The organism is Agrococcus terreus, from assembly GCF_014645235.1.
Lineage (GTDB): Bacteria > Actinomycetota > Actinomycetes > Actinomycetales > Microbacteriaceae > Agrococcus > Agrococcus terreus.
Genome location: NZ_BMLM01000002.1, coordinates 26,029 through 46,127, shown reverse-complemented (window position 1 = coordinate 46,127; position 20,099 = coordinate 26,029). Strand labels below are relative to the sequence as shown.

Here is a 20,099-nt window from a genome sequence, read left to right as displayed (position 1 = left end):
GCATCCGGAACGCATCCGAGTCGCATCCGGGCCGCGGCGGCGGCCGACGGCCGTAGGCTGGACGGATGCCCGTCGTGCCCCTCCAGCTCGAGACCCCCGAGATCGCCATCGCCGCCGCGGGCGGCGCCGTCGTGCGCCGCAGCCTGCTCCCGAGCGGCGTGCGCGTCCTCACCGAGTCCGTGCCCGGCGCCGTGAGCGCCTCCGTGGGCTTCTGGGTGCCGGTCGGCTCGCGCGACGAGCGCGAGGACGCGCTCGGCGCCACGCACTTCCTCGAGCACCTGCTCTTCAAGGGCACGCCGACGCGCTCGGCCTTCGACATCGCGGTGGCCTTCGACGAGGTGGGCGGCGAGCACAACGCCGTCACCACCAAGGAGCACACCTGCTACTACGCGAAGGTGCGCGACCGCGACGTGCCCATGGCGATCGACGTGCTCGCCGACATGATCGTCTCCTCGGTGCTCGACGCCGAGGAGTTCGAGCGCGAGCGCGACGTCATCCTCGACGAGCTCGCGATGGCCGACGACGACCCGGCCGACGTCGCGGGGGAGCGGCTCGCCGAGCTCGTGCACGGCGAGCACCCGCTGGGCCGCCCGATCGGCGGCAGCCCCGCCTCCATCCGCGAGGTGAGCCGCGACCGCGTCGCGGAGCACTACCGCGAGCACTACGGCCCGGGCGACGTCGTCGTCACGGTCGCCGGCGCCGTCGACCACGATCGGATCGTCGCGCTGCTGCAGGACGCGCTGCACCGGTACGGCTGGAGCCTCGGCACGGGCGCGCCCCGGCCGCGTCGCGCATCCGACCCCGCCGCGCCGGGCGCGGGCGGCCTCGTCGTCGTCGACCGGCCGCTCGAGCAGGTGAACCTCATGATCGGCATGCCCGGCATCGTCGCGGGCGACCCGCGCCGCGGCGCGCTCGCGGTGCTCAACGCCGTGCTGGGCTCGGGCATGTCGTCGCGGCTGTTCCAGGAGGTGCGCGAGCGGCGCGGCCTCGCGTACGCCGTCTACTCGTACTCGTCCGGCTACTCGGACGCGGGCCTCATGTCGCTCGCCGCGGCGTGCGCCCCGCGGAAGGCGATCGAGGTCGCCGAGCTCATGGGCGCCGAGCTCGAGCGGCTCGTCGAGGGCGTCTCGGCCGACGAGCTGCGGCGCGCCAAGGGCCAGCTCGCCGGCGGGTCGGCGCTCGCGCTCGAGGACTCGGATGCGCGGATGTCGCGGCTGGGCCGCGCGGAGCTCACGCTCGGCGAGCTCGCCGACATCGACGCCGCCCTCGAGCGGATCGACGCGGTCACCGATGCGGACGTCCGCTCGCTGGCGGCCGAGCTCGCCGGGGGCCCGCGCTCGATCGCGGCGGTCGGTCCCGCCGTCGACGGCTACGACCGGCTCGTCGTGCCGGCGACCGCGTCCGGCGACGCGTCGGCGCCTCGGGGTACGGTGGAACCGGCGGCCTGAGCGCGACGGAGCGCAGCGGCGGCCGAACCGCCGCCGGCCCTCGGGCACGGACGGCCCTGTCACGCACGACGCTGCACGCGCCCGGAGGAACCATGGCCCACCTGCTCTACCTCGTCCGACACGGCGAGCAGGTCGACGCGGAGCACGGCGTCGACGACGGCGCCCTCTCGCCCCGCGGCGTGCGCCAGGCGCAGGCGATCGCGCAGCGGCTGTCGGGCGTGCGCTTCGACCACGCGTGGACCTCGCCGCTCGAGCGCGCGGTCGAGACCGCGTCGATCATGCAGCAGCGCCTGCCGGCGGTGCCGTTCGAGCGCTCGTCGCTGCTGCTCGACTGCATCCCGTCGGGCCTCGAGCACGACACGCCCTCCGGCTTCCACCGCTTCCTCGAGAGCGTGCGCGACGAGCAGGTCGAGGCCGGCGCCGCGCAGATGCAGGACGCCGGCGACCAGTGGCTGCGCCCCTCGCGCGGCGACGTCAACGAGCTGCTCGTGACCCACAACTTCGTCATCGGCTGGTTCGTGCGCGAGGTCATGCAGGCGCCGGCGTGGCAGTGGATGGCCCTGAACCAGGCCAACTGCGGCCTCACGATCATCCGCCTCCGCTCGGGCAAGCCCGCGCAGCTCGTGACCCACAACGACCTCGGCCACCTGCCGCCCGAGGACCGCACGGGCCTCGCGATCCCGCAGCCCTACTGACGCGCGTCGCGGCCGCCGCGTCGCCCGCATGCACCGAAGCGCCCCCATCCACGCCGGAGCGGGGCGCTTCGGTGCATCTGCGCCGAGGGAGGTGCACCGATCGGCCCCGAGCCGCGCCCGGAGCGGGCGCTTCGGTGCACCTCGGCGAGCGGCGGGTCAGCCGACGGGCTTGCGGAACCAGCTCGTCGCGTTCGGGTTGTCGTTGTAGGGCTCGATGGCCTCGTAGCCGCGGGATGCGTAGAGGCCGTTCGCGGCCTCGAGCGAGCGGTTGGTGTCGAGCACGACCTCGTCGGCGCCGAGCCGCACCGCCTCCTCCTCGAGCGCGCGCAGCAGCGCGGCGCCCGTGCCGCGCCCGCGGCCGGCGGGGGCGACGTAGAGGTGCTTCACCTCGAAGCGCGCGGGGCCGAGCCGCCGCAGCGCGCCGCACCCGATCGCCGCGCCGTCCTCCGCGCGCGCCACGAGGAACGCCCCGTCCGGGGCGCGCAGCGTCGAGGGGTCGGCGGGCTTCGGCCGGTAGGGGCCGCCGACGAACGTCATCGCCCGATCCGCGAAGTACGCCTCCAGGAGCCCCTGGGCGGCGGGGGAGTCGGCGGGCTCGTGCTCGATGCGGATGCTCACGATCCGACCCTACGCTCGCCGCGGACGGCCCCCGCCCGCATGCGCCGCCCTCGTAGGCTGGAGCCATGGCTCGCACCCTCCGCGTCGGCGTCTCCGGCAGCACCGGCAGGCTCGGATCCCTCGCCCTGCGCCTCGCGCAGGAGGCCGACGACCTCGAGGCCGTGCCGGTCGACGCGCGGGAGTCGCTCGAGCTCGAAGGCCTCGACGTGCTCTTCGACGCCACGGTGCTCGAGGCGAGCGAGGGGATCGTCGACGCGGCCGTCGCCGCCGGCGTCCCGGTGGTCGTCGGCACGAGCGGGTGGAGCGAGGCGCGCATCGACGCGCTCCGCGAGCGCGGCGGCGAGCGCGTCCGCATCGTGCCCAACTTCTCGCTCGGCAGCACCCTCGAGACGCACCTCGCGACGATCGCGGCCGCGCACTTCGAGGCGGTCGAGATCCTCGAGGCGCACCACGCGAAGAAGGTCGACGCGCCGAGCGGCACCGCGACCCGCACCGCCGAGGCGATCGGCGCCGTCCGCGCCTTCGAGGCGCCCACGCCCGACGAGCCGGGCCGCGGCACCGTCATCGCCGGGGTGCCCGTGCACGCGATGCGGCTGCCGGGCGTCGTCGCGCGGCAGGAGGTCGTCTTCGGCGGCCTCGGCGAGACCCTCACCATCCGCCACGACACGACGAGCCCCGAGTCGTACGCCGCCGGCATCCTGCTCGCGCTCCGCGCCGAGCCGCGCGCCGGCGTCACGGTCGGCATCGGCGACCTGCTGGGCCTCGCGTGAGCGAGCGCCGCGCCGCGCCTGCGGGCATCCCGCGCGCCGCCGCGCTCGCGATGGCCGCGCTCCTCGGCCTCTACGTCGTGCTCGCGGGCGACCGCGCCATCCGCTTCATCGCCACCGGCGAGCCGATCGGCATCGGCGTGGGCATTGCGCTGCTCGTGATGTTCGTGGCAGGTGCGTGGGCGCTCGTGCGCGAGGTGGTCTTCGGCGTGCAGCTCGACCGCGCCGTGCGCGAGCTCGACGCGGCCGGCGGCATGCCCGAGCCGCTGCCGACGACGCCCGGCGGACGCCCCGACCAGGAGGCCGCGCTGGCAGCGTTCCCCGCGGCGCGCGCCGACGTCGAGGCGCACGAGGAGTCGTGGGAGTCGTGGCTGCGGCTGTCGATGGCGTACGACGCGGCGCGCGACCGGCGCCGCGCGCGCCACGCCGCCCGCCAGGCCCTGCGCCTCCGTCGAGCGGCGCGCCGCGGCGACGCGGGTCGCGCGGGCGACGTGCGCCAGGATGGGAGCCAGGAGGCAGCATGAGCGACACCGTTCCCACCGAAGGCGGCGCCACCGAGGTCAGCGCCGCCGACGCGCACCGCTTCGACGGCCACCCCTACGAGCAGCTGCTCGCCGACGTGCTCGCGCACGGCGAGGTGAAGGGCGACCGCACCGGCACCGGCACGCGCTCGGTCTTCGGCCGGCAGCTGCGCTACGACCTCTCGCAGGGCTTCCCGCTCATCACCACGAAGCGGGTGCACTTCAAGTCGATCGCGCTCGAGCTGCTCTGGTTCCTGCGCGGCGAGTCGAACGTGCGCTGGCTGCAGGAGCAGGGCGTCACCATCTGGGACGAGTGGGCGGATGCGGAGGGCGACCTCGGCCCCGTCTACGGCGTCCAGTGGCGCTCGTGGCCGACGCCCGACGGCGGCTCCATCGACCAGGTCGCGCAGGTCGTCGAGTCGATCCGCACGAACCCCGACTCGCGCCGCCACATCGTCTCGGCCTGGAACCCGGCCGACATCCCCGACATGGCGCTCGCGCCGTGCCACGCGTTCTTCCAGTTCCACGTCGCCGACGGCCGGCTCTCGTGCCAGCTGTACCAGCGCTCGGCCGACATGTTCCTCGGCGTGCCCTTCAACATCGCGAGCTACGCGCTGCTGACGCACATGGTCGCGCAGCAGACGGGCCTCGAGGTGGGCGACTTCGTGTGGACCGGCGGCGACTGCCACATCTACGACAACCACGTCGAGCAGGTCGAGCGGCAGCTCGCTCGCGAGCCGTTCCCGCTGCCGACGCTGCGCATCCGCCGCACGCCCGACAGCGTCCTCGACTACGAGCTCGACGACTTCGAGGTCGTCGACTACCAGCACCACCCGGGCATCAAGGCGCCGGTCGCGGTCTGACATGCGGATCGGGATGATCTGGGCGCAGGCCCGCGGCGGCGTCATCGGCGAGGCCGGCGACATGCCGTGGTCGCTGCCCGAGGACATGGCGCGCTTCAAGGCGACCACGACGGGGCACCCGGTCGTGATGGGCCGGCGGACGTGGGAGTCGTTCCCCGAGCGCTTCCGGCCGCTCCCGGGCCGCGCGAACGTCGTGATCACCTCCGATGCCGCCTACGCCGCGCCCGGTGCGCAGGTCGTCGGCAGCCTCGAGGAGGCGCTCGTGCTCGCGGGCAGGCTGGCGGAGGGCGGCGAGGCCTGGATCATCGGCGGCGGCCGCGTCTACCGCGATGCGATCGACCGCGCCGACGTGCTCGAGATCACCGACATCGACCTGGAAGCCGACGGCGACACCGTCGCGCCCGAGCCGGGGGCGGGCTGGCGCGAGGTGGGGCGCGACCCGGCCGAGGGCTGGCACGAGAGCCGCACCGGCCTCCGCTACCGCTACCGCACGCTCGAGCGCGCCTGACCGGACCGCGGCGCCGCGCTCAGCCCAGCGCGATCCAGGAGCGCTCGTACGGGCTCGGCACGTCCTCGCGCACGCCGCCCGCCGCGACGATCGTCGCGCGCGAGGCCGGGTTGTCGTCGTCGCACAGCAGGAGCACCCGGTCGATGCCCATCGCGCGCGCCTCGTCGAGCACGAGCCGCAGCGCGGCGGTCGCCACGCCCCGCCCCCGCGCGGAGGGCCGCACGCCGTAGCCGATGTGGCCGCCCTCGGCGAGCAGCCAGTCGTCCAGCTCGTGCCGCAGGTGGATCGAGCCGAGCACGCGGCCCGGCGAGGCGTCGTCGACGATCCACCAGACCGTCGCGGGCACGAAGCCGTCCTGCCCCTCGATCCGCTGGCGCTCCTCGCGCGCGATCCAGTGCTCGAAGCGCTCCGGCCGCGCGAGCTCCTCGACCTCGTAGCCGAAGGTCGAGAAGCCGTGCAGCGTCTCGCCCTCGAACTCGCGCATCGCCTCGAGCCACCCGCCGCGCAGCGCGCGGGACGGCAGCTCGATGCGGATCATGCGCCCACGCTACGGCCCGGGACTGGGCGGGCGCGCGCCGCGATAGCCTTGACGGGTGACCCACAATCCCTTCGGCCAGGTGCTCGTCGCGCTCGTGACCCCGTTCGCAGCCGACGGCGAGGTCGACTGGGACGACGTCGAGCGGCTCATCGACGACGTCGTGACGCACGGCGCCGACGGCATCGTCGTCTCGGGCACCACCGGCGAGACCTCGACGCTCACCGACCCGGAGAAGATCCGGCTCGTCGAGGTGGCGAAGGCCGTCGCCGGCGACCGGGCCAAGGTCATCCAGGGCGGCGGCTCGAACGAGACCGCCCACGCCATGGACCTCTACAAGCAGGCGGAGCAGGCAGGCGCCGACGGCGTCATGATCGTCACGCCGTACTACAACAAGCCCACGCAGGCGGGCATCCTGACGCACTTCCGGATGATCGCCGACGCGACCGACCTGCCGGTCATCCTGTACGACATCCCCGGCCGGGCGGGCATCCCGATCCGCTACGAGACGCTGCTCCGGGCGGCGAAGCACCCCAACATCCTCGCCGTGAAGGATGCGAAGGGCGACCTCGCCGAGGTGAGCCGCGTGCTCAACCAGACCGACCTGCTCTACTTCTCGGGCGACGACGCGAACGTGCTCCCGCACCTCGCGATCGGCGCCTCGGGCCTCATCGGCGTGACCGCGAACATCGCGCCGAAGCCCTACCGCACCATGATCGACGCGGTGAACGCGGGCGACCTCCACACCGCCCAGGCGCAGCACAAGGCCCTCGAGCCGCTCGTGCGCGCCACCATGACGCACGTGCCCGGCACGGTCGCCACGAAGTACATCCTCCACGGCCTCGGCCGCATCGGCAGCCCGCGCGTGCGCCTGCCGCTCGTCGGGCCGGAGGACACCGAGGCGGCGCTCATCGAGGACGAGATCGCGCTCGTCCAGGGCGTCGACGGCCTCGACCTCAGCCGCTTCCGGCCGGACCGCAACGCGGCCGCCGGCGGCGCGCTGCCCAAGGTGCACGGCACCACGCGCTGAGCGCAGGGCACCCCACCACAGCACGAAGCTTCCGCGCGCGAGGTGCGCGCACCCAGCACAACCGCTCTCCAGGAGAGAGCCGAATACGAAGGAGGCCCCTTGACGGCCATCACCCAGCCTGCCCGACTCGACGCAGGCACCCTCCGCATCGTCCCGCTCGGCGGCCTCGGCGAGGTCGGCCGCAACATGACGGTCTACGAGATCGACGGCAAGCTGCTCATCGTCGACTGCGGCGTGCTCTTCCCCGAGGAGCACCAGCCCGGCGTCGACCTGATCCTGCCCGACTTCGGCCCCATCCGGGACCGGCTCGACGACGTCGTCGGCATCGTGCTCACGCACGGCCACGAGGACCACATCGGCGCCGTGCCCTACCTGCTGCGCCTCAAGGCCGACATCCCCCTCATCGGCTCGCAGCTCACGCTCGCCCTCATCGAGGCGAAGCTCAAGGAGCACCGCATCAAGCCCTACACGCACACGGTGCGCGAGGGCCAGGTCGAGCAGCTCGGCCCGTTCGAGGCCGAGTTCGTCGCGGTCAACCACTCCATCCCGGATGCGCTCGCCGTCGCGATCCGGACGAAGGCCGGCCTCGTGCTCCACACGGGCGACTTCAAGATGGACCAGCTGCCGCTCGACGACCGCATCACCGACCTGCGCGCGTTCGCGCGGCTCGGCGAGGAGGGCGTCGACGCGTTCCTCGTCGACTCCACGAACGCCGACGTGCCGGGCTTCACCGCGCCCGAGCGCGAGATCGGCCCGGTGATCTCGCAGGTGATCGGCAAGACCACCGGCCTCGTCGTGGTCGCCTCGTTCTCGAGCCACGTGCACCGCGTGCAGCAGGTGCTCGACGCCGCCGCCGAGCACGGCCGCAAGGTCGCGTTCGTCGGCCGCTCGATGGTGCGCAACATGGGCATCGCCGCCGACCTCGGCTACCTCAAGGTGCCGGACGGCGTCGTCGTCGACCAGAAGAAGGCCGAGCAGATGCCCCGCGACCGGGTCGTCTTCATGTCCACCGGCTCGCAGGGCGAGCCGATGGCCGTGCTCAGCCGCATCGTCAACCAGGAGCACCGCATCGAGGTCGGCGAGGACGACACCGTCATCCTCGCCTCGAGCCTCATCCCGGGCAACGAGAACGCCGTCTTCCGCATCATCAACGGCCTCATGCAGCTCGGCGCGAAGGTCGTGCACAAGGGCACGGCGAAGGTGCACGTCTCGGGCCACGCCTCGGCCGGCGAGCTGCTCTACTGCTACAACATCCTCGGCCCGAGGAACGTCATCCCCGTGCACGGCGAGTACCGCCACCTGCACGCGGCCGCGCAGCTCGCGATCGACACGGGCGTGCCGCGCGAGCGCGCGCACGTCGGCGAGAACGGCACCGTCTGGGACCTGCGCGACGGGCAGATCACCGTCGCCGGCCAGCTCGAGATCGGCTTCGTGTACGTCGACGGCTCGTCGGTGGGCCGCATCGACGAGGCCGACCTGAAGGACCGCCGCATCCTCGCCGAGGAGGGCTTCATCTCGATCTTCGTCGCGGTCGAGCCGCAGACCGGCAAGGTCATCGTGGGCCCCGAGATCCACGCGCGCGGCTTCGCTGAGGACGACAAGGTGTTCGACGACATCCGCCCCAAGATCGTCAAGGCGCTCGCCGAGGCCGGCGAGCAGGGCGTGCGCGACCAGCACCAGTACCAGCAGGTCGTGCGCCGGACGGTCGGCCGCTGGGTGGGCACGCGCATCCGCCGCCGCCCGATGATCGTCCCGGTCGTGATCGAGGCCTAGGCCCCGTCTGTCGATCCGGCGTGCCCGTGCCCCTGGCGCGGGCACGCCGTCGTCCTCTCGGGGTCTCCGCCACCCCGGGCGGTCCCGGGCGCGGCCGGAGCGCCTCCCCGGCCTCCGGGGCGGCCGCCCCTAGGGTGTGCGCATGGCCACGAGCACGAAGCCGCCGCGCGGCGGCGCCGCCGGGAAGGGCTCCTCGAAGGGGAGCGCCACCGGGCGCGCGCCGCGCACGACCCAGACGCAGCGCACCACCCGCGCGACCAAGGTGCAGCCGACGTTCGAGGACGCCGGCCCCGGCGTCGCGCAGCGCGCCTGGATGGGCCTCGCGCACGCCACCGGCGGTGCCGCCCGCGTCTTCGGGCGCGAGTCGCTCGAGAAGGACGAGCGCCGCGACGGCGTGCCGTTCCTGCTGACGCTGCTCGCGATCGCGGGCGCGGTCGTCGAGTGGATCCTGCCCGCGAACCAGGTGGCCCAGGCCATCTCGGCGTACACGCTCGGCGGCCTCTTCGGCCAGGTGGCCATCGCGCTGCCGGTCGTCTTCGTGCTGCTCGCGCTGTGGATGTTCCGCCACCCCGCCTCCGTGAGCGACAACGGCCGCGTGGGCGTCGGCATCGTCATGCTGCTCATGGCCGTCGCGGGCCTCTGCCACGTCCTGCTGGGCATGCCGGACGCGTCGCTCGGCATGCCCGCGCTCGCCGACGCGGGCGGCATCCTCGGCTGGGTGGCCGCCGCGCCGCTCGCCGCGCTCCTGACGCAGGTCGGCGCCGGCATCGTCTGCGGCCTCATCGCACTGCTCGCGGTGCTCGTCATCACGGCCACGGCGCCCACGCGCATCCCCGAGCGCCTCACCGACCTCTACGGCTACCTCTTCGGCGTCGAGACCGCCACGCGCGAGGAGCGCGACGAGGCGCGCCGCGCCCGCCGCGAGGAGCGACGCGCGGCGAGGACCGTCGACGCCGACGACGAGGCGCTCGACGGCGACGACGACGCCGAGCAGCTGCCGTTCTGGCGCCGCAACGCCACCGGCCGCGAGGTCGACCCCGCCTACGACAGCCCCGTGCTCGTCGAGCGCGAGCAGGAGACCGAGCGGGTCGAGTCGATCGAGTCGCTCTTCGGCATGCCGGTCGAGGAGCAGGAGGCTGCCCCCGTCTCGCCGCAGCAGCACGACGACTACGCCACGGAGGTGCTCGCCTCGCTCGAGCAGGCCGAGGCCGCCATCGCGCGCACCACGGGCGAGCAGCCCGAGCTGCCGGTCGACGCGCCCGCCGCCCCGGCCGCGGCACCGCGCCGCGAGCGCCCGTACCGCCTCCCCTCGATCGCGTCGCTCGCGCAGGGCGAGCCGCCCAAGGCCCGCTCGGCGGCGAACGACGACATCGTGGCGGCCATCACGCAGGTGCTCTCGTCGTTCAACGTCGACGCCAAGGTCACCGGCTTCTCGCGCGGCCCGACCGTCACGCGCTACGAGATCGAGGTCGCCCCGGGCGTCAAGGTCGAGCGCGTCACCGCGCTGTCGAAGAACCTCTCGTACGCGGTCGCCTCGAACGAGGTCCGCATCCTCTCGCCCATCCCCGGCAAGAGCGCGATCGGCATCGAGATCCCGAACCCCGACCGCGAGACCGTGAAGCTCGGCGACGTGCTGCGCTCGCGCGCGGCGGGGGAGTCGCGCCACCCGATGACGATCGGCATCGGCAAGGACGTCGAGGGCGGCTTCGTCGTCGCGAACCTCGCGAAGATGCCCCACCTGCTCGTCGCCGGCTCGACCGGCTCGGGCAAGTCGTCGTTCGTCAACTCGATGATCACGAGCCTCCTCATGCGGGCGACGCCCGCCGAGGTGCGCATGGTGCTCGTCGACCCGAAGCGCGTCGAGCTCACCGCCTACCAGGGCGTCCCGCACCTCATCACGCCCATCATCACGAACCCGAAGAAGGCCGCGGAGGCGCTGCAGTGGGTCGTGAAGGAGATGGACATGCGGTACGACGACCTCGCGTCGTTCGGCTACAAGCACATCGACGACTTCAACGCCGCCGTCCGGGGCGACGAGATCGTGCTGCCCGCGGGCAGCCAGCGCACGCTGAAGCCGTACCCGTACCTGCTCGTCGTGGTCGACGAGCTCGCCGACCTCATGATGGTCGCGCCGCGCGACGTCGAGGACTCGATCGTGCGCATCACGCAGCTCGCGCGCGCCGCCGGCATCCACCTGGTGCTCGCGACGCAGCGGCCCTCGGTCGACGTCGTGACGGGCCTCATCAAGGCCAACGTGCCCTCGCGCTTCGCGTTCGCCGTCTCGTCGGTCACCGACTCGCGCGTCATCCTCGACCAGCCGGGCGCCGACAAGCTCATCGGCCAGGGCGACGGCCTGTTCCTGCCGATGGGTGCGAACAAGTCGATGCGCGTGCAGGGCGCGTGGGTCGACGAGGCCGAGATCCAGCGCGTCGTGCAGCACGTCACCGGCCAGGCGCAGCCCGAGTACCGCGACGACGTCGCCGAGGTGGCCGAGAAGCGCGAGATCGACAGCGACATCGGGGACGACCTCGAGGACCTGTGCGCGGCGGCCGAGCTCGTCGTCTCGACGCAGTTCGGCTCGACCTCGATGCTGCAGCGCAAGCTGCGCGTCGGGTTCGCGAAGGCCGGCCGCCTCATGGACCTCCTCGAGTCGCGCGAGATCGTCGGCCCCTCCGAGGGGTCGAAGGCCCGCGACGTGCTCGTGCCGCCGGACGGCCTCGCCGCCGTGCTCGCGTCGCTGCGCGGCGAGGGCCCGGCGCCGACGCCCGCGGCGAGCGCTCCGGTGCCCGCGGCGGCCGGTGCGGCTGGCGGTGGCGCCGTGAGCGGTGTCGCCTCGGCCGCCGTCGCGGCGCAGGAGCCGGCCGACGGGGACGACGAGGCCGGCGCCTGGGTCGAGTCCGACGACCGCTACGCCGACCCCTTCGACGAGGCGAACCGCGACGGGCTCGAGGTCGTCGAGGCCGACGGCGACGACGAGGACGCCTGGTCGCTCACCGGGCGCGACTGATGCACCAGCCTCGACCGCGCGGCGCGCCCGGCTCCCGCCGGTAGCCTCGACGCATGGGCATCCTCAGTCCGCTCCGCGGCCGCGTGTGGACGCGGGGCGAGACCCCGGCGAGCGTGCTGAGCGTCCCGAACCTCATCTCGTTCGTGCGCATCCTGCTCACCCCGGGCTTCGTCTGGCTGGCCCTCGCGAACCCCGAGCCGGGGGGCCTGCGCACCGCCGCCGCCCTGCTGTTCGCGGTGCTCATCGCGACCGACTTCGTCGACGGCTGGATCGCGCGCGGCCGGAACCTCGTCACCGACCTCGGCAAGCTCGTCGACCCGATCGCCGACAAGGCGATCACCGGCAGCGCGTTCGTCGTCCTCTCGATCCTGGGCGAGCTCGACTGGTGGATCACGATCGTCGTCCTCGTGCGCGAGGTCGGCATCACGGTCTACCGGCTCGTCGTCGCGAAAGAGGTCGTCATCGCGGCCGACTGGGCGGGCAAGGCGAAGACGATGGCGCAGGGCATCGCGCTGCCGCTGGCGCTCATCCCCTTCCAGGCATGGGTGGGAGAGTGGGGTACATGGGTGTGCGTCGTCACCATGACGATCGCCGTCGCCCTGACCATCTACTCGGGGGTCGAGTTCGTCGTCCACGCGTTCCGCAGCCGGCGCTGAGCGACCCCCTCGGCACGAGGAGGAGCCCGTGGACGCACCGGAGCAGGCAGGCGACATCGAGGAGACCGCGGCCCGCGTCGTCGCCCGCGGCGCGGCGCGCGGCGTTAGCGTCGCGGTGGCGGAGTCGCTGACGGGCGGGCTCGTCGCGTCGACCCTGGTCCGCACACCGGGCGCCTCCGCGGTCCTCCGGCTCGGCGTCGTCGCCTACGCGACCGAGATGAAGGGCTCCGTGCTGCGCGTGCCGGCCGCGCTGCTCGCCGAGCGCGGCGCCGTCGACCCGGACGTCGCGATCGCGATGGCCCACGGGGTGCGCGAGCTCGCCGCGATCGACCGCGGCGCGTGCACGATCGGCGTCGCCACCACGGGCGTCGCGGGCCCCGACGGCCAGGACGGCCACGCCCCTGGCGAGTTCCACGTGGGCCTCGTGGTCGCCACGCGCGACGGCCTCGTCGCGGAGCACGCCTCGCGCGTCGTGCCGGGCGACCGAGAGCACGTGCGCGCCGCGGCGGTCCGCACGGCCCTCGAGCTGCTCGACGCGGCGCTCGACCGCACCGACCTCGACGTCCACAGCGGATCCACACCCTGACCAGTGCCGCCTGCGGAATGCGGACGATCTGATGGGCGTTGTCACCGTCACGGGCCTCAGCGGCTCCGCGGATCCCGCGGGCTAGTCTTGGGGCACCGACCACGGTGGAGGGGGGAGACCATGGTGCTGGTACGACAGGAGATCGGCGACGTGCTGCGCGACGTCCGCCTGCGACAGGGCAGGACGCTGCGGCAGGTCGCATCGAGGGCCTCGGTGGCGCTGGGCTACCTGAGCGAGGTCGAGCGCGGGCAGAAGGAGGCGTCGAGCGAGATCCTCGCATCCGTCGCCGACGCGCTCGAGGTGCCGCTGTCGAGCATCCTGCGAGAGGTGGGGGACCGTCTCGCAGTGCTCGAGGGGCTGACGTTCCCGGAGCTCGACGCTCCGCTGAGCACGGTGCCCGACACGCTGCCCGACGAGCTCGTCGCGCAGTTCGACGCGGCCGTCCGGTAGGCCGTGCGGGCGAGCGAGCTGCAGGTCGCGGTCCGCGAGGAGTTCGGCGCCATGGGCGCGGTGCTGCTCGCGGACCTCGCGCTCGAGCGGCTCGGCGGCCGGACCGGCACCGAGGCGCTCCGCGGCGGTGTGCCCGCCCGCGACGTGTGGGCCGCGCTGTGCGACTCGCAGGACGTGCCCGCCGCGCGCCGGCACGGCCGCGGCCTCCGCGACCCGATCGCCTGAACCGCGTCGCCCGATGCGCGTCGCGGCAGCGACACGCCGCGACATCCTTCGAAGATCCGTTCGAATCGCGCGTAGGCTGGATCCGCACGCAGGGGCCGTCTCCACAGGCGGCCGCCAGGGCCGCACGCATGTCAGCGGCCCGACGTAGCGTGAGCGCATCAGTCCACAGGCACGGCGAACGGAAGGCCAGCAATGCCCACACCCGCAGACCGCGAGAAGTCGCTCGAGGCGGCGCTCGCGCAGATCGACCGTCAGTTCGGCAAGGGGACGGTGATGCGCCTCGGCAGCGAGGAGCGCGCCCCCGTCGAGATCATCCCCACGGGCTCCATCGCGCTCGACGTCGCGCTCGGCATCGGAGGCCTGCCCCGCGGCCGCATCATCGAGATCTACGGCCCGGAGTCCTCGGGCAAGACCACGCTCACGCTGCACGCCATCGCGAACGCGCAGCGCAACGGCGGCATCGCCGCGTTCATCGACGCCGAGCACGCGCTCGACCCGGAGTACGCGCGCAAGCTCGGCGTCGACATCGACGCGCTCCTCGTCTCGCAGCCCGACACGGGCGAGCAGGCGCTCGAGATCGCCGACATGCTCATCCGCTCGGGCTCGATCGACCTCGTGGTCGTCGACTCCGTCGCGGCGCTCGTGCCCCGAGCCGAGATCGAGGGCGAGATGGGCGACAGCCACGTCGGCCTCCAGGCCCGCCTCATGTCGCAGGCGCTCCGCAAGCTCACCGGTGGCCTGAACCAGACGAGGACGACGGCCATCTTCATCAACCAGCTGCGCGAGAAGATCGGCGTGTTCTTCGGCAGCCCCGAGACCACCGCGGGCGGCAAGGCGCTGAAGTTCTACGCCTCGGTCCGCCTCGACATCCGCCGCATCGAGACGCTCAAGGACGGCGCCGACGCGGTCGGCAACCGCACGCGCGTCAAGGTCGTGAAGAACAAGATGGCGCCGCCCTTCAAGCAGGCGGAGTTCGACATCCTGTACGGCGTCGGCATCTCGCGCGAGGGCAGCCTCATCGACTTCGGCGTCGAGCACGGCATCGTCCGCAAGTCGGGCGCCTGGTACACCTACGACGGCGACCAGCTGGGCCAGGGCAAGGAGAACGCGCGCAACTTCCTGCTCAAGAACCCCGACATCGCCGCCGACATCGAGCGGCAGATCCTGTCGAAGCTCGGCATCGGCGCGGGCGCCGCGCACGCGCAGGTCGAGTCGCTCGACGCCCGCCGCGAGGAGCGCAAGGGCGCGTGAGCGACCCCGACCGCCTGGCAGGCGTCGTCGAGCTCTCCGCCTGGATCGCCGGGCGGGACGACGACGACGCGAGAGGCCCCGTCCGGGAGGACGGGGCCTCGGCCGCATCCGACCCCGACGCCGATGCCGTCGCGCCCGAGACCCCCGATGAGGATGCCGCCCGCTCGATCGCGCTCCGCGCGCTCGGCCGCAAGGCGGCGAGCCGCCACGAGCTCGACCGCGCGCTCGAGCGCCGCGAGGTCGAGTCGGAGGTCCGCGAGGCCGTGCTCGACCGGCTCGAGCAGGAGGGCCTCGTCGACGACGCGCAGCTCGCGCACGACCTCGCCGAGCGGCTCCGGGAGCGCAAGCACCTGGGCGAGCGGGGCGTCGCCGCCGAGCTCCGCCGGCGCGGCCTCGACCCCGACGTGCTCGAGCGGCCCGACGACGGCGACGAGCTCGAGCGCGCGGTCGAGGCGGCCGCGGATCGGCGGCGTCGCATGGGCGGCCTCGACGACGAGACGGCCGAGCGCCGGCTCGCCGGCTTCCTGCAGCGGCGAGGCTTCGGCGGGGGCGCGGTGCGCATCGCGATCGAGCGCACGAGGCCGCGCGGTCCGCGGTTCCGCTGAGTCCTGCCAACCTCCAGCCCGCATCCAGGTAGCGGCATCCGCCCGCGGCTACGTTGACCACCATGAAGACCTCTCGCATCGTCGTGCTGCCGGCGCTCGCAGCCGCCTCCCTGCTGGCCCTCACGGGCTGCTTCCAGCTGCCTCCGGTCGGCGGCAACCCGGGCGGCTCCGGCGAGACGACCGCGCCGAGCACCGACGGCGGCGACACCGGCTCCGGCGACACGGGCGGCGACGTCGATCTCGCCGGCACGTCGTGGAGCGGCACCGACGCCGCCGGCAACGCGATGGACCTCGTGCTCGAGGAGGACGGCACCGTCCTCCTCAACAACTGGAACGACGAGAACTGGGACGAGCCGACCGACACCTGGGAGGTGTCGGGCGGCGAGTTCACGATGTTCATCTCGGGCATCCGAGAGATCCAGAGCCTCGAGTACACCGGACCTGCGGCCGAGGGCGAGATGCAGCTCACGGGCGTCGACGGCAACGGCGACCAGGGCTACGACCTCACGCTGACGCAGGGCGGCTGACCCAGCAGGCTGACGCCCCCAGCGACGACGACGGCGGACCGCCTGCGGGCGGTCCGCCGTCGCGCGTCCCCGCCGGCCCGCCGGTACCCTCGAGGCATGTCCGCGATCGCCCCGCAGCGCACCTACGAGGTCAAGACCTTCGGGTGCCAGATGAACGTCCACGACTCCGAGCGGATGCGCGGATCGCTCGAGGACGCGGGCTACGTCGAGGCGGTCGACGGCGCCCCCGACGTGGTCGTCATCAACACGTGCGCGGTGCGCGAGAACGCCGACACGAAGCTCTACGGCCACCTCGGCCACCTGGCGAGGACGAAGCGCGAGCGCCCCGGATTCCAGATCGCCGTCGGCGGCTGCCTCGCGCAGAAGGACCGCGCGACGATCGTCGAGCGCGCGCCGTGGGTCGACGTCGTCTTCGGCACCCACAACATGGGCTCGCTGCCGACGCTGCTCGAGCGGAGCCGCCACAACGACGAGGCGCAGGTCGAGATCCTCGAGTCGCTCGAGGTGTTCCCCTCGACGCTGCCGACGAAGCGCGAGTCGACCTACGCCGGCTGGGTGTCGATCTCGGTCGGCTGCAACAACACCTGCACGTTCTGCATCGTGCCGTCGCTGCGCGGCAAGGAGCGCGACAGGAGGCCCGGCGAGGTGCTCGCCGAGGTGCAGGCGCTCGTCGACGACGGCGCGCTCGAGGTGACGCTGCTCGGCCAGAACGTGAACTCCTACGGCGTCGAGTTCGGCGACCGGCTCGCGTTCGGCAAGCTCCTGCGCGCCGCCGGCGCGATCGACGGGCTCGAGCGCATCCGCTTCACGAGCCCGCACCCGGCCGCGTTCACCGACGACGTCATCGAGGCGATGGCCGAGACGCCGGCCGTCATGCCGCAGCTGCACATGCCGCTGCAGTCGGGCTCCGACCGCGTGCTCAGGGCGATGCGCCGCTCGTACCGCTCGAGCCGCTTCCTCGGCATCCTCGACCGCGTCCGCGACCGCATCCCGCACGCGGCGATCACGACCGACCTCATCGTCGGCTTCCCCGGCGAGACCGACGAGGACTTCGAGGACACGCTGCGGGTCGTCGAGGCCTCGCGCTTCGCGTCGGCGTTCACGTTCCAGTACTCGATCCGCCCGGGCACGCCCGCGGCGACGATGCCCGACCAGGTGCCGAAGGAGGTCGTGCAGGAGCGCTTCGAGCGGCTCGTCGCGCTCCAGGACCGCATCTCGGCCGAGGAGAACGAGCGCCAGGTGGGCCGCACGGTCGAGGTGCTCGTCTCGGTCGGCGAGGGCAAGAAGGACGCCGAGACGCACCGCCTGTCGGGGCGCGCCGAGGACAACCGCCTCGTCCACTTCGCGCCCGGTGACGCGGCGCCGCGGCCCGGCGACGTCGTGACGGTCGAGATCACCCGGGCGGCGCCCTTCCACCTGCTCGCCGACGCCGGCGTGCAGCACCTGCGCCGCACCCGCTCGGGCGACGCCTGGGACCGCGCGCAGGCCGACTCCTGCGCCGTGCCCGCCCCGGACGCCACGTCCGCGTCGCAGGGCGGTGCAGCGCAGGGCGGCGCCGTCTCTCTCGGCCTGCCGACCATCCGCGTCGGCGCGTGACGCTCATCGCCGTCGTCGGCGCGACCGGCACCGGCAAGACGGCGCGATCGATCGCGATCGCGGATGCCGTGGTCGCCCTCGGCGCGCGCGTGGAGGTCGTGAACTGCGACGCGATGCAGCTCTACCGCGGCATGGACATCGGCACCGCGAAGGCGGGCGTCGAGGAGCGCGGCGGGCACCCGCACCACCTCCTCGACGTGCTCGACCCGTGGGAGGACGCCGCGGTCGCGGCCTACCGCGACGCGGCGCTCGAGGCGATCGCCGCCATCGAGGCGCGCGGGGCCGTCCCGATCCTCGTGGGCGGCAGCGGGCTCTACGCCTCGAGCGTGCTCTACGACTTCGCGTTCCCGGCGACCGACGAGGCGCTGCGCGCCGAGCTCGAGGCCGATCTGGAGGCGGTGGGCGCGGCCGCGATGCACGCGCGCCTCGCGACCGTCGACGCCGCGGCGGCCGACGCGATCGGCCCGCACAACGGGCGCCGCCTCGTGCGGGCGCTCGAGGCCGTCACGCTCACCGGCGAGCCGTTCCGCGTCGGCCTGCCGCCCGAGGAGGCGCTCGCGCGGCCCACGATCATCCAGCACGAGCGCGCCCCGCGCGACGAGCTCGTGGCTCGGCTCGATGCGCGCGTCGAGCAGATGTGGGCGATCGGGATGCTCGACGAGGTGCGGGCGCTGCGCGAGGCCGGCATCGAGCGCGGCACCACCGCGCAGCAGGCCATCGGCTACCGCCAGGCGCTCGACCAGCTCGACGGCCGCATCGACGAGGCCGAGGCGATCGAGCGCACGCAGGCGCTCACGCGGCGCTACGCGCGCCGCCAGGTCTCCTGGTTCCAGCGCTACCCGGCCGCGGCGCCGCTGACTCCCGGCGAGCTCGCGGTGCGGGCGGTCGGTAGCCTGGAGGCATGACCCAGGCGCCCGTGCAGCATCCGTCCGTCGCCTTCGCCAAGGGGCACGGCACGGGCAACGACTTCGTGCTGCTCGCCGACCCCGAGGGCGCCGCGCCGCTCGACGCGGACGCCGTGCGCGCGCTCGCCGACCGCCGGTTCGGCATCGGTGGCGACGGCGTCATCCGCGCCGTCCGGGCCGGCAGCACGGGCGACGCCGCGCTCGACGCCGCGGCGCCGGGCACCTGGGCGATGGACTACTGGAACGCCGACGGCAGCGTGAGCGAGATGTGCGGCAACGGCGTGCGGGTGTTCGTGCGCTACCTGCTCGAGGAGGGGCTCGCGAGCCTCGCCGACGGCGAGGTGCTCGAGATCGTCACGCGCGCCGGCATCAAGCGCGTGGAGCGCCGCGGGCCGCTGCTCTCGGCCGACCTCGGCCCGTTCGAGCTCGGCGGCGACCGCCTCGTGGCAGCCCACGGGCTCGACGTGGCCAGGCCCGGCCTCGACGTCTCGACGGGCAACCCGCACGTCGTCGTGGCCCTCGCGGGCGACGACGAGCTCGACGGCCTCGACCTCCACGCCGCGCCCGCGCTCGACCCGGTCGCGGCCGACGGCGCGAACGTCGAGTTCGCCGTCCCGGGGCTCATCGCCGACGGCGTGGGCGCGATCCGGATGCGCGTGCACGAGCGCGGCGTCGGCGAGACGCTGTCGTGCGGGACGGGCGCGGTCGCGGCGGCGATGGCCGTGCGCCACTGGTCGGGCGGCGCAGCCGACCGCTGGATCGTCGACGTGCCGGGCGGTCGCCTCGAGGTCGAGGTCGACGAGCGCGGGCACGCGTGGCTCACGGGGCCGGCCGAGATCGTGGCGCGCGGCGCGGCGACGGTCGCGCCGCGGCACTGAGCCTCCGCCGCGCGGAGCGGCCTGTTGCGCTGCGGCCGCGTCAGTCCTCCGACGGGGCCGTGACCGCGAGGATCCGGTAGGTCTTCTTCGAGGTCGCGCGCTCCACGTCGTGGTCGGGGAACCGCTCGTCGAGCCAGCGCTGCAGGGAGTCGGCGCCGAGGTGCTTCTGCACGACGAGCCACGCCGTCGCGTCGGGCGCGAGGCGCGGGATCCAGGTCTCGAGCAGCTCGTGCAGCTGCGCCTTGCCGATGCGGATGGGCGGGTTCGACCAGATGGTCGCGAAGCGCAGGTCGTCGGGCACGCGGTCTGGCGTCGCGGGCTCGATGTTCGATAGGCTGAGCAGCTCGGCATTCCGCTCCACGAGCGAGAGCGCACGGGCGTTGACGTCGACCGCCCATACTCGGGCGGCGGGGGAGCGGAGCGCGAGCGTCGCCGCGATCGGCCCCCAGCCGCAGCCGAGGTCCAGGAGGTCCCCGGCCTCCGGCGGGGCGGGCACGGCGTCGAGGAGCACCGACGTGCCCACGTCGAGGCGGTCGCCGGAGAACACGCCGGTGGCCGTGACCAGCTCCCGCTCGCGGCCCGCGAGCGGGACGCGGATGGTGCGGAGCGTCTCGGGCGCGGCAGGATCGGGCGAGAAGTAGTGGTCCGGCACGGA

At 73.8% G+C, this 20,099-nt stretch carries 22 protein-coding genes; 19 read left to right on the top strand and 3 right to left on the bottom strand.

Annotation, left to right across the window (positions count from 1 at the left end; translation table 11 throughout):
- The first annotated feature begins 65 nt into the window (after positions 1-65).
- Positions 66-1,448 carry a M16 family metallopeptidase gene (locus IEW90_RS10060; RefSeq protein WP_188718167.1) on the top strand — a complete coding sequence of 461 codons (1,383 nt, stop codon included), beginning with the start codon at positions 66-68 and terminating at the stop codon, positions 1,446-1,448.
- 92 nt (positions 1,449-1,540) lie between these two features.
- On the top strand, positions 1,541-2,143 hold the full coding sequence (locus tag IEW90_RS10055; RefSeq protein WP_188718166.1) for a histidine phosphatase family protein: 603 nt from the start codon (positions 1,541-1,543) through the stop codon (positions 2,141-2,143).
- Between the two features lie 156 nt (positions 2,144-2,299).
- On the opposite strand, the gene IEW90_RS10050 is transcribed toward IEW90_RS10055, so the two are convergent.
- Positions 2,300-2,761, bottom strand: a complete 462-nt coding sequence (locus tag IEW90_RS10050; RefSeq protein ID WP_229679625.1) for a GNAT family N-acetyltransferase — start codon at positions 2,759-2,761, stop codon at positions 2,300-2,302.
- 65 nt (positions 2,762-2,826) lie between these two features.
- On the opposite strand from IEW90_RS10050, the gene dapB reads away from it, so the two are divergent.
- Genes dapB through IEW90_RS10030 form a run of 4 tightly spaced genes read left to right on the top strand, consistent with a single transcriptional unit; the run spans position 2,827 to position 5,420 of the window.
- Positions 2,827-3,531: a 4-hydroxy-tetrahydrodipicolinate reductase gene (gene dapB, locus IEW90_RS10045; RefSeq protein WP_188718165.1), complete on the top strand. Its 705-nt coding sequence runs from the start codon at positions 2,827-2,829 to the stop codon at positions 3,529-3,531.
- Positions 3,528-4,052, top strand: coding sequence for a hypothetical protein (locus IEW90_RS10040; protein WP_229679624.1), 525 nt, complete (start codon positions 3,528-3,530; stop codon positions 4,050-4,052). Before dapB ends, IEW90_RS10040 begins: the two co-directional genes overlap by 4 nt.
- The gene (locus tag IEW90_RS10035) at positions 4,049-4,912 is read left to right on the top strand and encodes a thymidylate synthase (protein ID WP_188718164.1); all 864 of its coding nucleotides are present in this window, start codon (positions 4,049-4,051) and stop codon (positions 4,910-4,912) included. Before IEW90_RS10040 ends, IEW90_RS10035 begins: the two co-directional genes overlap by 4 nt.
- Before the next feature lie 13 nt (positions 4,913-4,925).
- Positions 4,926-5,420, top strand: coding sequence for a dihydrofolate reductase (locus tag IEW90_RS10030; protein WP_308421873.1), 495 nt, complete (start codon positions 4,926-4,928; stop codon positions 5,418-5,420).
- Between the two features lie 19 nt (positions 5,421-5,439).
- On the opposite strand, the gene IEW90_RS10025 is transcribed toward IEW90_RS10030, so the two are convergent.
- Positions 5,440-5,958, bottom strand: coding sequence for a GNAT family N-acetyltransferase (locus IEW90_RS10025; RefSeq protein ID WP_188718162.1), 519 nt, complete (start codon positions 5,956-5,958; stop codon positions 5,440-5,442).
- Between the two features lie 55 nt (positions 5,959-6,013).
- On the opposite strand from IEW90_RS10025, the gene dapA reads away from it, so the two are divergent.
- From dapA to dapF, 13 genes are all read left to right on the top strand, one after another.
- Positions 6,014-6,985, top strand: a complete 972-nt coding sequence (gene dapA / locus IEW90_RS10020; protein ID WP_188718161.1) for a 4-hydroxy-tetrahydrodipicolinate synthase — start codon at positions 6,014-6,016, stop codon at positions 6,983-6,985.
- Between the two features lie 99 nt (positions 6,986-7,084).
- Positions 7,085-8,758 (top strand): ribonuclease J, encoded by a 1,674-nt coding sequence (locus IEW90_RS10015; protein ID WP_268236829.1) that lies wholly within the window; start codon positions 7,085-7,087, stop codon positions 8,756-8,758.
- A 142-nt stretch (positions 8,759-8,900) separates the two neighbouring features.
- Positions 8,901-11,765, top strand: a complete 2,865-nt coding sequence (locus IEW90_RS10010; RefSeq protein ID WP_188718160.1) for an FtsK/SpoIIIE family DNA translocase — start codon at positions 8,901-8,903, stop codon at positions 11,763-11,765.
- Between the two features lie 53 nt (positions 11,766-11,818).
- Positions 11,819-12,421 (top strand): CDP-diacylglycerol--glycerol-3-phosphate 3-phosphatidyltransferase, encoded by a 603-nt coding sequence (gene pgsA / locus IEW90_RS10005; protein WP_188718159.1) that lies wholly within the window; start codon positions 11,819-11,821, stop codon positions 12,419-12,421.
- Between the two features lie 28 nt (positions 12,422-12,449).
- Entirely contained in the window at positions 12,450-13,007 is a 558-nt protein-coding gene (locus IEW90_RS10000; RefSeq protein ID WP_229679623.1) for a CinA family protein, read from the top strand.
- 120 nt (positions 13,008-13,127) lie between these two features.
- The gene (locus tag IEW90_RS09995) at positions 13,128-13,457 is read left to right on the top strand and encodes a helix-turn-helix domain-containing protein (protein WP_188718158.1); all 330 of its coding nucleotides are present in this window, start codon (positions 13,128-13,130) and stop codon (positions 13,455-13,457) included.
- A gap of 3 nt (positions 13,458-13,460) precedes the next feature.
- Positions 13,461-13,682: a DUF3046 domain-containing protein gene (locus IEW90_RS09990; RefSeq protein WP_188718157.1), complete on the top strand. Its 222-nt coding sequence runs from the start codon at positions 13,461-13,463 to the stop codon at positions 13,680-13,682.
- Between the two features lie 192 nt (positions 13,683-13,874).
- Positions 13,875-14,933, top strand: a complete 1,059-nt coding sequence (recA, locus tag IEW90_RS09985; RefSeq protein WP_188718156.1) for a recombinase RecA — start codon at positions 13,875-13,877, stop codon at positions 14,931-14,933.
- On the top strand, positions 14,930-15,538 hold the full coding sequence (locus tag IEW90_RS09980; RefSeq protein ID WP_188718155.1) for a regulatory protein RecX: 609 nt from the start codon (positions 14,930-14,932) through the stop codon (positions 15,536-15,538). Before recA ends, IEW90_RS09980 begins: the two co-directional genes overlap by 4 nt.
- A 62-nt stretch (positions 15,539-15,600) precedes the next feature.
- Positions 15,601-16,065, top strand: coding sequence for a hypothetical protein (locus IEW90_RS09975; RefSeq protein ID WP_188718154.1), 465 nt, complete (start codon positions 15,601-15,603; stop codon positions 16,063-16,065).
- A 96-nt stretch (positions 16,066-16,161) separates the two neighbouring features.
- On the top strand, positions 16,162-17,661 hold the full coding sequence (gene miaB, locus IEW90_RS09970) for a tRNA (N6-isopentenyl adenosine(37)-C2)-methylthiotransferase MiaB (protein ID WP_188718153.1): 1,500 nt from the start codon (positions 16,162-16,164) through the stop codon (positions 17,659-17,661).
- Complete coding sequence (miaA, locus tag IEW90_RS09965; RefSeq protein ID WP_188718152.1) at positions 17,658-18,566, top strand: tRNA (adenosine(37)-N6)-dimethylallyltransferase MiaA; 909 nt, start codon at positions 17,658-17,660, stop codon at positions 18,564-18,566. Before miaB ends, miaA begins: the two co-directional genes overlap by 4 nt.
- Positions 18,563-19,444, top strand: coding sequence for a diaminopimelate epimerase (dapF, locus tag IEW90_RS09960; RefSeq protein ID WP_188718151.1), 882 nt, complete (start codon positions 18,563-18,565; stop codon positions 19,442-19,444). The genes miaA and dapF overlap by 4 nt, the downstream gene beginning before the upstream one ends.
- A gap of 40 nt (positions 19,445-19,484) precedes the next feature.
- On the opposite strand, the gene IEW90_RS09955 is transcribed toward dapF, so the two are convergent.
- Entirely contained in the window at positions 19,485-20,096 is a 612-nt protein-coding gene (locus IEW90_RS09955) for a class I SAM-dependent methyltransferase (RefSeq protein WP_188718150.1), read from the bottom strand.
- Between the last annotated feature and the right edge of the window lie 3 nt (positions 20,097-20,099).